Annotated in this window: 12 protein-coding genes; 8 read left to right on the forward strand and 4 right to left on the reverse strand. The window is 67.1% G+C overall.

The features are described 5' to 3' along the window. Positions 1 to 6 precede the first annotated feature (6 nt). Positions 7 to 873 carry a 3-methyl-2-oxobutanoate hydroxymethyltransferase gene (gene panB, locus G6N43_RS14770; protein ID WP_083157305.1) on the reverse strand — a complete coding sequence of 289 codons (867 nt, stop codon included), beginning with the start codon at positions 871 to 873 and terminating at the stop codon, positions 7 to 9. 159 nt (positions 874 to 1032) lie between these two features. Between panB and G6N43_RS14775 the strand changes: the two genes are divergently transcribed. The 7 genes from G6N43_RS14775 (at position 1033) to G6N43_RS14805 (ending at position 10347) form a co-directional block, all read left to right on the forward strand. After that, a complete protein-coding gene (locus tag G6N43_RS14775; protein WP_083157333.1) occupies positions 1033 to 2436 on the forward strand; it encodes a WS/DGAT/MGAT family O-acyltransferase in 1404 nt (467 codons plus the stop codon). 45 nt (positions 2437 to 2481) lie between these two features. Beyond that, entirely contained in the window at positions 2482 to 3993 is a 1512-nt protein-coding gene (locus tag G6N43_RS14780; RefSeq protein WP_083157306.1) for an alpha/beta hydrolase, read from the forward strand. After that, positions 3984 to 4430 (forward strand): GNAT family N-acetyltransferase, encoded by a 447-nt coding sequence (locus G6N43_RS14785; protein ID WP_083157307.1) that lies wholly within the window; start codon positions 3984 to 3986, stop codon positions 4428 to 4430. The genes G6N43_RS14780 and G6N43_RS14785 overlap by 10 nt, the downstream gene beginning before the upstream one ends. A gap of 61 nt (positions 4431 to 4491) precedes the next feature. Beyond that, positions 4492 to 5832, forward strand: coding sequence for a type I glutamate--ammonia ligase (glnA, locus tag G6N43_RS14790; RefSeq protein ID WP_083157308.1), 1341 nt, complete (start codon positions 4492 to 4494; stop codon positions 5830 to 5832). 34 nt (positions 5833 to 5866) lie between these two features. Beyond that, positions 5867 to 8833: a bifunctional [glutamine synthetase] adenylyltransferase/[glutamine synthetase]-adenylyl-L-tyrosine phosphorylase gene (locus tag G6N43_RS14795; RefSeq protein WP_083157309.1), complete on the forward strand. Its 2967-nt coding sequence runs from the start codon at positions 5867 to 5869 to the stop codon at positions 8831 to 8833. A gap of 33 nt (positions 8834 to 8866) precedes the next feature. Continuing rightward, complete coding sequence (locus tag G6N43_RS14800) at positions 8867 to 9493, forward strand: PaaI family thioesterase (protein WP_083157335.1); 627 nt, start codon at positions 8867 to 8869, stop codon at positions 9491 to 9493. Next, positions 9490 to 10347: a TIGR03619 family F420-dependent LLM class oxidoreductase gene (locus tag G6N43_RS14805; protein WP_083157334.1), complete on the forward strand. Its 858-nt coding sequence runs from the start codon at positions 9490 to 9492 to the stop codon at positions 10345 to 10347. The genes G6N43_RS14800 and G6N43_RS14805 overlap by 4 nt, the downstream gene beginning before the upstream one ends. Positions 10348 to 10369: 22 nt before the next feature. On the opposite strand, the gene G6N43_RS14810 is transcribed toward G6N43_RS14805, so the two are convergent. Both G6N43_RS14810 and glnA (G6N43_RS14815) read right to left on the reverse strand, forming a co-directional pair. After that, a complete protein-coding gene (locus tag G6N43_RS14810) occupies positions 10370 to 10816 on the reverse strand; it encodes a DoxX family protein (protein WP_083157310.1) in 447 nt (148 codons plus the stop codon). Between the two features lie 165 nt (positions 10817 to 10981). After that, positions 10982 to 12418, reverse strand: coding sequence for a type I glutamate--ammonia ligase (glnA, locus tag G6N43_RS14815; RefSeq protein ID WP_083157311.1), 1437 nt, complete (start codon positions 12416 to 12418; stop codon positions 10982 to 10984). Positions 12419 to 12536: 118 nt separating this feature from the next. On the opposite strand from glnA (G6N43_RS14815), the gene G6N43_RS14820 reads away from it, so the two are divergent. Continuing rightward, positions 12537 to 13019: an RDD family protein gene (locus tag G6N43_RS14820; protein WP_083157312.1), complete on the forward strand. Its 483-nt coding sequence runs from the start codon at positions 12537 to 12539 to the stop codon at positions 13017 to 13019. 4 nt (positions 13020 to 13023) lie between these two features. Here the strand turns inward: G6N43_RS14820 and G6N43_RS14825 are convergent, their stop codons facing one another. Continuing rightward, a complete protein-coding gene (locus G6N43_RS14825; RefSeq protein ID WP_083157313.1) occupies positions 13024 to 14850 on the reverse strand; it encodes an amidohydrolase in 1827 nt (608 codons plus the stop codon).

The following is a 14850-nucleotide window of genomic DNA, read 5'->3' on the forward strand; positions in this document are numbered from 1 at the left end:
AAAGAACTAGAAGGAGTGCTCCTCGGCGGGGAATGCTCCGCTCGCCACCTCGTCGGCATATTGCATTGCAGCGCTACGCAATTCGGCACCGACGTCGGCGAAGCGCTTGACGAACTTGGCTGTCTTACCGCTCGTCATCCCGGCCATGTCCTGCCACACCAGCACCTGCGCATCGCAGTTGGGCCCGGCGCCGATGCCGACGGTCGGAATGGTGAGCTTGCCGGTGATCTGGGTGGCCAACTCGGCGGGCACCATCTCGAGTACGACGGCGACCGCACCGGCCTCCTGCACGGCGATCGCATCGTGGATGGTCTGCTCGGCGGCGTCGCCGCGGCCCTGCACGCGGAAGCCGCCGAGGCCGTTGACGCTCTGCGGGGTGAACCCGATGTGGGCGACGACAGGGATGCCGGCCTGCGTCAGCGTCGCGATCTGGTCGGCGACGCGCTCACCGCCCTCCAGCTTGACCGCGCCCGCACCGGTTTCCTTCATGAACCGGGTCGCGGTGGCCAGCGCCTGCGCGGGACCGCCCTCGTAGCTGCCGAACGGCAGGTCAGCGACCACCAGCGCGTGCGGCGCACCGCGGACGACGCCGCGCACCAGCGGGATGAGCTCGTCGACGCTCACCGGCACCGTGGTGTCGTAGCCGTAGACGACGTTGGCCGCCGAATCGCCGACCAGCAGCACCGGAATGCCGGCGTCGTCGAAGATGCGCGCGGTGGAGAAGTCGTAGGCGGTCAGCATGGCCCACTTGTGGCCCTCGGCCTTCCACTTCTGCAAATGCAGAGTGCGGACCTTCGTGCGCGGCTTGGCCGGCTGGTCGGAATCAGCTGAAGCGTTTCCCTTGGCAGCACCGTAAACAGTCTGCTCAGACATCGTCGTCCCTCATGGGTTGGTCTGGTCGATCCTCGTGGCCCGTTACGGGTCCCCGGGTTCGTCTGACGTGTTCAGTCTGCCACTTCGACCTGTCAAAGTTAAAAGCCCCGTTGAGTGGATTTCCTCACACCCGGCTCCACCCCGCCTACCATCGGCGACATGCAACGGTTAAGCGGACTCGACGCCAGTTTCCTGTATCTCGAGACCGCGAAGCAGCCGCTCCACGTGTGCTCGATCCTCGAGCTGGACACCTCCACCATGCCCGGCGGCTACACCTTCGACCGCTTCCGCGACGCATTCGACTTGCGGATCAAGGCGATGCCGCAGTTCCGGGAGAAGCTCGCCGACAGCCGGTTCAACCTCGATCATCCAGTGTGGGTGGAGGACAAGGACTTCGACGTCGACCGCCACCTGCACCGCATCGGGCTGCCGTCGCCTGGTGGCCGTAGCGAACTGGCGGAGATCTGCGGGCACATCGCATCGTTGCCGCTCGACCGCAGCCGACCGCTGTGGGAGAAGTGGGTGATCGAGAACGTCGACGGCACCGACCCGCAGGAGGGCGGGCGCCTCGTCGTCATGACCAAGGTGCACCACGCCGGCGTCGACGGTGTCTCAGGGGCGAACCTGATGTCGCAGCTGTGCAGCACCGAAGCCGACGCGCCCCCGCCGGACCCGGTGGAAGGCCCCGGCGACGCGACCTCCCTGGAGATCGCTGTATCCGGCGCGGTCAAGTACGCGACCCGGCCGCTCAAGCTGATCAACACGATTCCGTCGACCCTGTCGACCGTCGTCGACACCGCCCGCCGTGCCGTGGGCGGCAACGCCATGACGGCGCCGTTCGCCGCGCCGAAAACCCCATGGAACAACAACGTCACCGGGCATCGCAACGTCGCGTTCACCCAGCTCGATCTCGAGGACATCAAGACGGTCAAGAACCACTTCGGGGTGAAGGTCAACGACGTGGTGATGGCCCTGGTGTCCGGCGTCCTCCGCAAGTTCCTCGACGACCGCGGGGAACTACCGGAAAGTTCGCTCGTGGCGATGGTGCCGGTGTCGGTGCACGACAAGTCGGATCGGCCGGGCCGCAACCAGGTGTCGGGCATGTTCTCCAAACTGGAGACGCACATCGACGATCCGGTGGAGCGGCTCAAGGCCATCTCGGAGTCGAATTCTGTTGCCAAACAACATAGTTCGGCGATCGGAGCGACCCTGCTGCAGGACTGGACGCAGTTCGCGGCGCCCGCGGTGTTCGGCGTTGCGATGCGCGTCTACGCCGCTAGCCGGTTGAGCGGGGCCAGGCCGGTGCACAACCTCGTCGTCTCCAACGTGCCGGGCCCGCAGGTGCCGCTCTACTACCTGGGCTGCGAAGTCGACGCGATGTATCCGCTCGGGCCGATCTTCCACGGCTCGGGTCTGAACATCACGGTGATGTCGCTGAACGGCAACCTCAACGTCGGCATCGTGTCGTGTCCGGAGTTGCTGCCCGATCTCTGGGACATGGCCGACGACTTCAAGGCCGCTCTCGACGAGTTGCTCATCGCGGCGAAACAAGCCACGCGATAGCCGCCTAGCCTGCGTCGATCCGTGGCCATGGCAGCATGTGGTGCCATGAAGCTGAAGATCGGCGTCCTTGCGGCTGCGCTGATGTTGCTGGTCGCCGGTTGCACCAAGAACATCGAGGGCCGCGGAGTCGTTGCCGTACCCCCGCCGGGCTCACCCATCGAGTGGAGCGAGTGCGAGTCCGACGCGTCCGACGGCGAACCGGCGCCCCAGGGTGCCGAGTGCGGGAAGCTGTCGGTGCCCGTGGACTACGCCGACCCCGACGGCGAGGTCGCGCAGCTGGCGATCATCCGATACAAGGCGACCGGCGAGAAGATCGGCACGCTGATCATCAACCCCGGCGGTCCCGGCGAGCCGGGCGTCGCCGCGGCGTCGGGCATGGTCGAAATGCTGCCCAAAGAGGTCCGCGAGCGCTTCGACCTGGTCGGTTTCGACCCCCGCGGCGTCGCGGGCTCCACGCCTGCGGTGTGGTGCAATTCCGACGCCGACAACGACCGGCTGCGCGCCGACCCGCAGGTCGACTACACGCCGGAGGGCGTCGAGCACATCGAGTCCGAGACCAAGGCCTTCGTCCAGCGCTGCGTCGACAAGATGGGCAGGGAGTTCCTGGCCAACATCGGAACCGCCAACGTCGTCAAGGACCTCGACGCGCTTCGGGAGGCCGTCGGCGACGAGAAGCTGACCTACCTGGGCTACTCGTACGGCACCCGGATCGGGGCCCTCTACGCCGAGGCGTATCCCGACAAGGTGCGCGCGATGATCCTCGACGGGGCCGTCGATCCCAACGCCGACCCGACCGAGGCCAACATCCGCCAGGCCAAGGCGTTCCAGCAGGCGTTCAACGACTACGCCGCCGACTGCGCGGAGGATCCGTCATGCCCCCTGGGCACCGATCCCGCGAAGGCGGTCGACGTCTACCGCAGCATGGTCGACCCGCTGGTGAAGAAGCCGGCCAAGACCCGGGATCCGCGGGGGCTGAGTTACTCCGACGCGATCGTCGGCACGATCCTGCCGCTGTACTCGCCTAACCTGTGGCGTCACCTCACCCAGGCGCTCACGGAGCTCAAACAGGGCAGAGGCGACACGATGCTGGCCCTGGCCGACCTCTACATGGGCCGCGACGAGAACGGTCACTACAACAACTCGACCGATGCCCGGGTCGCGATCAACTGCGTCGACAAGCCGGCGGTCACCGACCGCGCCAAGGTCGTCGAGGAGGACCGCCGGGCCCGTGAGGCGGCGCCGTTCATGAGCTACGGCGAGTTCACCGGGCACGCGCCGCTGGGCACCTGCGCATTCTGGCCGGTGCCGACGACGACCGAGCCGCACGAGATCAACGTCGACGGGCTGCCGCCGATCCTGGTGATCTCGACGACCAACGATCCGGCCACGCCGTATCAAGCCGGCGTCGACCTGGCCCGTCAGCTCGGCGGCACGGTGCTCACCTTCGAGGGCACGCAGCACACGGTCGCATTCCAGGGCGACAAGTGCGTCGACGACATCGCGGCTCGCTACCTGATCGACGTCGTCGTCCCGCCCGAGGGCACCCGGTGCAGCTGAGCATCACCACGGTCACCGCATCGGACCTGCCGGAGCTGATGCCGATGCTGCGCGCCTACTGCGACTTCTATGAGGTGGACCCGTCCGATGAGCGCCTGGCGACGCTGGCGAACGCGCTGATCGAGAATCCCGATGAGGGTGTGCAGCTGATCGCGCGCGGCGACGGCGCGCCGCTGGGGTTCGCGACCATCTTCTGGACCTGGCAGACCCTGTACGGCGCCCGCGTCGGCGTGCTCAACGACCTGTACGTCAACGCTGCGGCCCGCGGGTCCGGCACCGGTCGCGCGCTGATCGAGCGGGGGCTGCAGCTGTGCCGCGAACGCGGGGCCGAGAAGCTCGTGTGGGAGACGGCGCCCGACAATGCCACGTCCCAACGGCTCTACGACGGCATCGGCGCGACGAAGTCGACCTGGCTGAGCTACGAACTCGACGCCTGACCGCTGCCAATTGCAGTCGCTGTGTAACACGGATTTAACAGCCGGTGCATACCCTGCGGTCATGGATCGGCAGAAGGAATTCGTGCTGCGCACGCTGGAAGAACGCGATATCCGCTTCGTCCGGTTGTGGTTCACCGATGTGCTCGGATACCTGAAGTCCGTCGCCATCGCGCCCGCCGAACTCGAGGGCGCGTTCGAGGAGGGCATCGGCTTCGACGGCTCGGCGATCGAGGGTTTCGCCCGCGTGTCGGAGGCCGACATGGTCGCGCGGCCCGATCCGTCGACGTTCCAGGTGCTGCCGTGGACCTCCAGCGCCGGCGACCACCACTCCGCGCGGATGTTCTGCGACATCACCATGCCCGACGGGTCGCCGTCGTGGGCGGACTCCCGGCACGTGCTGCGCAGGCAGCTGTCGAAGGCCAGTGACCTCGGCTTCTCCTGCTACGTGCACCCGGAGATCGAGTTCTTCCTGCTCAAGCCCGGCGAGTACGACGGTTCGGTGCCGGTGCCCGCGGACAACGGCGGCTACTTCGACCAGGCCGTGCACGACGCCGCGCCGAACTTCCGCCGCCACGCCATCGACGCGCTCGAGCAGATGGGCATCTCGGTGGAGTTCAGTCACCACGAGGGCGCGCCCGGCCAGCAGGAGATCGACCTGCGCTACGCCGACGCGCTGTCGATGGCCGACAATGTCATGACCTTCCGCTACGTCGTCAAGGAGGTCGCCCTGGCCGACGGGGTGCGGGCGTCGTTCATGCCCAAGCCCTTCTCCGACCATCCCGGGTCGGCGATGCACACCCACATGAGCCTGTTCGAGGGCGAGACGAATGCGTTCCACAGCCCCGACGACGTGTTGCAGCTCTCCGACGTCGCCAAGTCCTTCATCGCGGGAATTCTGGAGCACGCCAACGAGATCAGCGCCGTCACCAACCAGTGGGTGAACTCCTACAAGCGACTGGTCCACGGCGGCGAGGCGCCCACCGCGGCGTCCTGGGGAGCCGCCAACCGCTCGGCGCTGGTGCGGGTGCCGATGTACACGCCGCGTAAGGCCTCATCGCGACGCGTCGAGGTGCGCAGCCCCGACTCGGCGTGCAACCCGTATCTGACCTTCGCCGTGTTGCTGGCCGCGGGCCTGCGCGGCATCGAGAAGAACTACGTGCTGGGTCCGCAGGCCGAGGACAACGTCTGGAACCTGACGCCTGAGGAACGCCGCGCCATGGGCTACAAGGAGCTGCCCGGCAGCCTCGGGGTGGCGCTGGGCGAGATGGAGAATTCCGAACTCGTCGCGGAAGCGTTGGGGGAGCATGTCTTCGACTACTTCCTGCGCAACAAGCGGGCCGAGTGGGAGAACTACCGCAGCCACGTCACGCCCTTCGAGCTCAAGGCATACCTCTCTCTTTAACGGACCTCCCTGGCCCGTGCGCTAACGTCGAGCCGTGGCCAAACCCGCGACGCAGCGCCCGAAGCTGCCAAGCGTCGGACGGCTCGGACTGGTCGAACCCTCCGCGCCTGCCGACCTTGATCGGCTGGGCTGGAACACCGATGACCACGTCGAGTTGTTGTGGTCGCTGTCGCGCGCTCCCGATGCCGACACCGCGTTGGCGGCGATCGTGCGCCTGGCCGAGGCACTGGGCGACGACTGGAACGAGCTGAAGCAGGAACTGCTCACCGACCGCGCACTGCGGGGCCGGCTGTTCAGCATCCTCGGCTCGTCGCTGGCGCTCGGTGACCATCTGGTCGCACACCCCGACAGCTGGCGACTGCTGGCCGGAAAGGTGACGTTGCCGTCGGCCGACGATCTGCGCATCCTGTTCCGCGATGCGGCCGAAAAGGCAACCAACGCAACGGATGCGCGGCAACCGCTGCAACGGCTCTACCGGGACCGGATCCTGGTGCTCGCCGGCCTGGACCTGGCGTCGGTCGTGGAGAACGAACCCGTCATGCCGTTCCCGACCGTCGGCGAGCATCTGTCGGACCTCGCCGACGCCGCGCTCGGGGCCGCCCTGATCGTGGCGTGCAAGACGGTGGGCTGTGTCGAGTCGCCGCCGCGGCTGGCCGTCATCGCGATGGGCAAGTGCGGTGCGCGCGAGCTGAACTACGTCAGCGACGTCGACGTGATCTTCGTGACCGAGGACGCCAACGACAACCTCGCGACCGCGACGCGGGTGGCCGGCGAGATGATGCGGTTCGCCGGCGACGCGTTCTTCGAAGTCGACGCGGCGCTGCGTCCCGAGGGTAAACGGGGCCAGCTGGTGCGCACGCTGGAGTCGCATGTCGCCTACTACCAGCGCTGGGCCAAGACGTGGGAATTCCAGGCGCTGATGAAGGCGCGACCCGCGGCGGGCGACGCCGAGTTGGGCAAGCAGTACATCGACGCGGTGATGCCGATGGTGTGGACCGCCTGCGAGCGCGAGGACTTCGTCTCCGAGGTGCAGGCGATGCGCCGTCGCGTCGTCGAGAACGTACCCGCAACCATCCGGACCCGCGAGATCAAACTGGGCACCGGCGGGCTGCGCGACGTCGAGTTCGCGGTGCAGCTGCTGCAGTTGGTGCACGGCCGCAACGACGAATCACTGCACGTGGCGTCGACGGTGGACGCGCTGGCCGCGCTAGGCGCGGGCGGCTACATCGGCCGCGACGACACGGCGAACCTGACGGCGTCCTATGAGTTCCTTCGGCTGCTCGAGCACCGGCTGCAACTGCAGCGACTCAAGCGCACGCACATCCTGCCCGACGAGAACGACGACGAGGCGTTGCGCTGGCTGGCGCGGGCCGCCCACATCCGTCCCGACGGCACCCACGACGCCCTCGGCGTGCTGCGCGAGGAGCTCAAGCGGCAGAACATGCGGGTGTCCCGGCTGCACGCCAAGCTGTTTTACCAGCCACTACTGGAATCGGTTGGCGCATTTGGCATTCCGGAAGGGCTGAGCGCCGAGGCCGCCGAACGCCAGCTGGCCGCGCTGGGCTACGAAGGGCCGCAGAGCGCCCTGACACACCTGCGGGCTTTGACGGGTGACAGTGGCCGCCGCGGACAGGTTCAGCGGGTGCTGCTGCCGACCCTGCTGGACTGGCTGTCGGACACACCCGACCCGGACGCGGGCCTGCTGGCGTACCGGCGCATCAGCGAGGCGCTGGCCGATGCGCGGTGGTATCTGGCGACGCTGCGCGACGAGGGCGCGGTGGCCAAACGCTTGATGCGAGTGCTCGGCACATCGGCCTACGTCCCCGAGTTGTTGATGCGGGCGCCCGAGGTCATCCAGTTGTACGCCGACGGGCCCGACGGCCCGAAGTTGTGCGATGTGGAGCCCGAAGCGGTGGCCCGCGCGCTGGTGGCGTCGGCGGGCCGGCATCCCGATCCGGCGCGGGCGATCGCCGCGGCGCGCACGCTGCGGCGACGGGAGTTGGCCAGGATCGCCTCGGCCGACCTGCTGGGCATGCTCGAGGTGACCGAGGTGTGCCGCGCCCTGACGTCGGTGTGGGTGGCGGTGCTGCAAGCCGCGCTCGAAGCGGTGATCCGGGACAACACCGGCGAGGACGGCGTGCCCGCTCGCATCGCGGTGATCGGAATGGGGCGCCTCGGCGGCGCCGAACTGGGCTACGGCTCCGACGCCGACGTCATGTTCGTGTGCGAACCGAACGAGGGCGTCGAGGAGTCGGTGGCGGTCAAGTGGTCGGTGTCGGTCGCGGAGAAGGTACGCACGCTGCTGGGCACCCCGTCGTCGGACCCGCCGTTGGAGATCGACGCCAACCTGCGGCCGGAGGGCCGCAACGGTCCACTGGTGCGCACGCTCGCCTCCTACGAGGCGTACTACGAGAAGTACGCGCAGACATGGGAAGTGCAGGCGCTGCTGCGGGCGCATCGCGTCGCGGGCGATCCCGACCTGGGGGAGCGGTTCCTGTTGATGATCGACAAGACCCGCTATCCCGCGGGCGGCGTTTCGCCGCAGGCGGTTCAGGAGATCCGGCGGATCAAGGCACGCATCGACGCGGAGCGGCTGCCTCGGGGTGCAGACCCCAACACGCACACCAAGCTGGGGCGCGGAGGGTTGGCCGACATCGAGTGGACGGTGCAGCTTCTGCAGCTGCGGCATGCGCACAAAGTGCCTGCGCTGCACTGCACTTCGACGCTGGAGGCGTTGAATGCGATCGGTGCGGCCGAGCTGATCGCCGAGGGCGACGTCGAACTGCTGCGGCAGGCCTGGCTGACGGCGACACGGGCGCGCAACGCGCTGGTGCTGGTGCGCGGCAAGCCCACCGACCAGCTGCCGGGTCCTGGTCGTCAGCTCAACGCGGTGGCAGTGGCCGCCGGCTGGCACAACGACGACGGCGGCGAGTTCCTCGACAACTACCTGCGCGTGACGCGTAGGGCAAAAGCGGTGGTACGAAAGGTCTTTGGTGAATAGTCCTGAGCGAATGAGTAGGTCCAACGAGTGAGCATGGATTTCGGGTTCGACCTGATCAGCGACGAGGAATACGAGCGGCAACGTGGGCTCTACGGGCCGTTGACGGACTCGTTGCGTCGGCTCATCGAGGCGGGTCTGCACACCGAGGCCGACGAGGACACTGTCCGCGACGCCCAGAACCGGATCGAAGCGGTGGCCGAAATGCTCGAGACCAAACAGCGCGCCAAGTCGACCCTGGTTCACGAGGCCACCGGCCGACCGCTCGCATGGGCCAATCCCGCTGTCGGACTGCGGAATGCGATTGCACCGCCGATGGTCATCCATCACGAGGACGACGGCCAGTGCTGGAGCGAGTTCACGCTCAGCGCCGCCTACGAAGGCCCACCCGGATGGGTGCACGGCGGCATCTGCGCCCTGGTGCTCGACCACATTCTCGGTGAGGCCGCCAGTGAAGGACTGACCCGGCCGAAGTTCACCGGCACGATCTCGCTGCGCTATCTGCGCGGCACACCGCTGGGGGATCTGCGGGCCGAGGCCTTCGTCGAGCGGACCGAGGGTGTGAAGACCTTCGCCCGCGGCTACCTGAAGGACGCCAACGGCCCGACTGTCGAGGCCGAGGGCGTGTTCATCCAGCCGGCGTGGGCGCGGGACGCCGGATGAAGATCTACATCAGCCTGGCCTTCCTGGAGACCCGTGAGGCCGTCGAAATCGCTAAGGCCGCAGACGATCTCGGATACGACGGCGTCGGCATCCCCGATCATGTGGTCAACCTCGAGACGCTGAAGACGCCGTATCCCTACACCAAGGACGGGAAACGACGGTGGGAAGCGTTCACCGACTGGCCGGACCCGTGGGTGCTGATCGGTGCGCTGGCGACGGTGACCAGTCGGCTGCGCTTCGTCACGACTGTCTACCTGCCCGCGATGCGCGACCCGTACTCCGCCGCGAAGTCCATTGGGACGGCGGCATATCTGGCCGGTGGACGGCTGGAACTCGGAATCGGCGTCGGCTGGTGCGAGGAAGAGTTCACGCTGATGGGGCAGCGGTTCGACCGGCGCGGCAAGCGCACCGACGAAATGCTCGAACTGATGAAGGAACTCTGGAAGCCGGGCTGGACGGAGTTCGACGGCGAGTTCTACCAGACCCCGCGGCTGGAGATGGAGCCGACGCCACCGCACATCCCGATATTCGTCGGCGGACTCTCCGACATCGCGCTGCGTCGCGCCGCGCGTCACGACGGCTGGATCGGCGACCTGATCACCACCGACCGGGCCATCGAGCGCATCGACAAGCTGCGCGAGCTGCGGGCCGAAAAGGGGCTGACGATGGACGATTTCGTCGTCATCACACCGTTGACCGACGCATTCACCCCCGAGCATTACGACCGCGCGCGCGCCGGCGGAATCGACGGCATCATCACCATGCCGTGGATGTTCTACTCCGGACCGCAGGCCTCACTGGACGAGAAGATCGACGGCATGCGCAAGTTCCGCAAGGATATGGCGCTGGACTGAACCGGCGCGTCCGCGAAGCGGTTCAGGTGACCGCACGCCCCGATACACCGGTGCGTCGCCTGCCGTCGACCGACCACGCGCCGCCACCCAGCGCGGCCAGGAGCAGGAACGCGAAGCAGTACATCACGGCCATCTCGCCGCCGTTCACAAGCGGCCAGAACGACGTCGGCTCACCTTCGAGCGGTGGCCAGTGCATCCAGAAGTACGCCACCGCCATCTGACCGGATGCGACGAACGCGGCGATGCGTGTGAACAGTCCGAGTGTGATCACAATGCCGAGGACAAATTCGAGCAGCCCGGCCCACCACATCGGCCATGAGCCGGTTTCGATGGGCGTCGGCAGGGGGGCCGGCCACCCGAACAGCTTCTGGGCGCCGTGCATGGTGTACAGCAGACCGAAGACGATGCGGAAGATGCTCAGAACTGGTGAGGAGTAGCTGGCAAGACGTGCATCCAGTTTGGTCGTCATGTCCCTCGACCCTACGCAAGGCCTACAGGATTTTCACAGCTAAAACGCCGAAAGGCCGGGGGCGCGAACGCCACCCGGCCTTCGGTCAGCCGACTAAACGTCGCGTCGGCGAGCCGACTAAACGTCGCGTCGGCGAGCCGACTAAACGTCGCGTCGGCGAGCCGACTAAACGTCGAAGTAGAGCGCAACCTCGTAGGGGTGAGGCCGGATCTGGATCGGCAGGATCTCGTTTTCGCGCTTGTAGGAGATCCAGGTCTCGATCAGGTCCTCGGTGAAAACGCCACCCTCGGTGAGGTATTCGTGATCCTCTTCGAGCTTGTCGATCACCGCGGACAGCGAGGTGGGCGCCTGCGGGATGCTGGCGGCCTCGTCCGGCGGCAACTCGTAGAGGTCCTTGTCGACCGGGGTCAGCGGCTCGATCTTCTTCTTGATGCCGTCGATGCCGGCCATCAGCATCGCCGCGAACGCAAGGTACGGGTTGCCCGAGCTGTCCGGGCAACGGAACTCGAGGCGCTTGGCCTTCGGGTTGTTGCCGGTGATCGGGATACGCACGCAGGCGGAGCGGTTGCGCTGGCTGTACACCAGGTTGATCGGCGCCTCGTAGCCCGGCACCAGGCGTTTGTAGGAGTTCACCGTGGGGTTGGTGAACGCCAGCAGCGACGGCGCGTGGTGCAGGATGCCGCCGATGTAGTGGCGCGCGAGGTCCGACAGACCGGCGTAGCCCGACTCGTCGTGGAACAGCGGCTGGCCGTCCTTCCACAGCGACTGGTGGGCGTGCATGCCGGACCCGTTGTCACCGAACAGCGGCTTGGGCATGAACGTGACCGTCTTGCCGGCCTGCCACGCGGTGTTCTTGATGATGTACTTGAACAGCAGCACGTCATCGGCCGCGTGCAGCAGGGTGTTGAACTTGTAGTTGATCTCGGCCTGGCCGGCGGTGCCCACCTCGTGGTGGCCGCGCTCGAGGGTGAACCCGGCGTTCTGCAGGTTGGTGGCCATCTGGTCGCGCAGGTCGACGTAGTGGTCGTAGGGCGCGACGGGGAAGTAGCCGCCCTTGGGGCGCACCTTGTAACCACGGTTGGCGCTGCCGTCGGCCTCGACCGGCTCACCGGTGTTCCACCAGCCGGACTCGGAGTCGACCTCATAGAAGGTGCCGTTCATCTTCGAGTCGAAGGACACCGAGTCGAAGATGTAGAACTCGGCCTCGGCGCCGAAGTACGCCGTGTCGGCGATGCCGGTGCTGGCGAGGTAGTTCTCCGCCTTGCGCGCCACGTTGCGGGGGTCACGCGAGTAGGCCTCACGCGTGAACGGGTCGTGCACAAAGAAGTTGAGGTTGAGTGTCTTGGCTGCGCGGAAGGGGTCGATGCGCGCGGTCTCGGGATCCGGCAGCAGCATCATGTCGGACTCGTGGATCGACTGGAAGCCGCGCACCGAGGAGCCGTCGAACGCCAAGCCGTCTTCGAAGACACTCTCGTCGAATGCGGATGCCGGGATCGAGAAGTGCTGGACCACGCCGGGCAGATCGCAGAACCGGATGTCGACGTACTCGACTTCCTCATCTTTGATCAATTTAATGACGTCGTCGGCCGTCTTTTCTGCCACTGATAACTCTCCTTATATCTGGTAACCCGCGCGTTGACGCTAAGGACACGATGTTGCACCACCGTCAACCGCATGTTGCGCCGAAGTTACGCAATCGGGTCCCGCATATCCTGACAGTATGGCCCGCCCACTGGGGTCCTGGCTGTCGGGGTCCGAACCCGGTGGCCAATCAGGACCCAACGATTATCCCGGTCAACGCCTCGGCCTTCCCCCGTCCGGCCCCGGCTCGATCGCCGGGTTCGGCAGGCGTATCGCGGCGCTGTTGATCGACTGGTTCATCGCCTACGGCCTTGTCGGGCTGGCCGTCGCCCTCGGCCTGATGAGCCAGCAGAACTTCCTCTACACACCGCTGGGCTCGACCTCCATCGCGGTGGTCTGGCTCGTGCTCGGCATCATCTCGGTGCGGCTGTTCGGATTCACGCCGGGTCAGCTCGCACTCGACTTACGCGTCGCATCCGTGGACAACCGCCTGCACGTGGGGCTCGGCCGCGCCATTGTGCGGGGGATTCTGGTGTTCTTCGTCATCCCGGCCCTGTTCACCGACAGCGACCTGCGCGGGTACCAGGACCGATTCACCAACACGGCCGTCGTCAGGCGCTGATCCGTCAGGCCTCGTGGCGGATCTGGCCGTTCATCATGGTCATCGTCACCTTTGCCTGGTGGATCTCGTGCGGGTCGATCTCCAGGATGTTCCTGTCCAGCACGATCATGTCGGCGAGCTTGTCGACCTCCAGCGAGCCCACCTTGTGGTCCAGCCGGATCTGGTAGGCCGCGCCGAGCGTGTTCGCATGCACCGCCTCGGCGACCGACAACCGCTGGTCGGCGGGCGGCAGCACCGCCGCATCCGCCGACCCGATGAGTTGACGCGTCACCCCGATCTGGATCGAGTCCAGCGGCTTGTAGGTGGAGAAGTAGCCTGCCGCGGGCCAGTCGGTGCCCAATGAGATGCGCCCACCCGACCTGAGCACGTCCTGCGTGCGATAGAGGAGGTCCTGGCGCGGCCGGCCGTACCGCGCCGCCAGGTTCTGGACGGTGTCGGGGTCGGCCGAGATCCAGTTCGCCGAGAACTGGGCGATCACGCCGAGCTCGCCGAACCGCCGGTTATCCGGATCCTCGACGTAGACCAGGTGCGCCACCGTGTGGCGCCGGTCGCGGGCCGGGTTCGCCGCGATCGCCGCTTCGATCGAGTCCAGCGCGGTCCGGGCGGTGCGCTCACCGCACGCGTGCACGTGCACGTCGAACCCCGCGGCGTCGACCTCCCGAATGAGTTGGCGCCATTGGTCTTCGGTGAACGGTGACCCGCCGGTGGAGCCGGGTTTGTCGGCGTAGGGCTCGATCAGCCAGGCGGTGTAGCCCTCCTGCGTGCCGTCGCCGATGACCTTCACCACACCCACCTGCACCAGGTCGGTCGAGATCCGGCCGCGGATGTCGCTCAGTTTCGCGACGGCGTCGTCGACCGGCGGCGATTTGACGCTGTAGGACGCGACGACGCGGAACGGCAGGTCGCCGGCCTTCTCCACGTCGGTGTACAGGCCGATCAACGCGCCCTGATCGTTGCCGATGGGCGGCACCCCGGCGTCGAAGACCGACGTGATCCCCGCAGCCGACGCGTTGGGTAGCCAGTTGCGCAGCAGGGTCTCCATCGTGTCGAGGCCGATCCGCTCGATGGCGTTGACGATGCCCAGGACGGCGTCCACCTCGAGCACGTAGCCGGTGGGTTCACCGTTCTCGTCGCGGACGTAATAGCTGAACCCGGGGATGGGGTCCTCGGATTCGCGGCTCACCCCGGCGATCTCGAGCGCCTTGCTGTTGGCCCACAGGCTGTGCCCGTCGATGGCGAAGAAGAAGCCGGGCCGCTCGGGCAGGACGCGGTCAAGGTCGGCGCGGGTGGGTCCCTGTGGGCCGAACATGTCCACCCGCCAACCGAATCCGCGCACCGGGCCGTCCGGGTGCTCCTTGGCGTACTTCTCGATGGCGGCCAGCGCGTCGGCGCCCGTGGGGACCTGCAGGTCGACGCCGGTGGTCAGGAACGCACCGAGGAACGGATGGGTATGGCCCTCGACGAACCCGGGCATGAGCAGCCGGCCGTTCAGGTCGATGACCCTGGTCGAGGGTCCGGCCAGCGCCATGGCGCCCGCCCCGCCGCCCACATAGGTGATCGTGTTGCCCGTGACGGCGACGGCCTCGGCCCACGGCGCCGTCGGGTTGACCGTGTAGATCGGGCCGTTGCGGAACACGAAGTCGGCGCGGTCGGGTTCGGCGCCGGCCCCGGTCGAGGTGTCCGGCGTCCCGGGTTCGGGCTGCACCGAACAGGCGCTGGCCGCGGTCACCGCGGCCGTTACGGCGGCGGCCGTCAGCAGTGTTCGACGCGTCAGGTGCGTGCGGTTACCGAATGCGGCGAAATGAGGCGCCCATTCGCATGCGGTGCACAC

The organism is Mycolicibacterium moriokaense (assembly GCF_010726085.1).
Taxonomy (GTDB): Bacteria; Actinomycetota; Actinomycetes; order Mycobacteriales; family Mycobacteriaceae; genus Mycobacterium; species Mycobacterium moriokaense.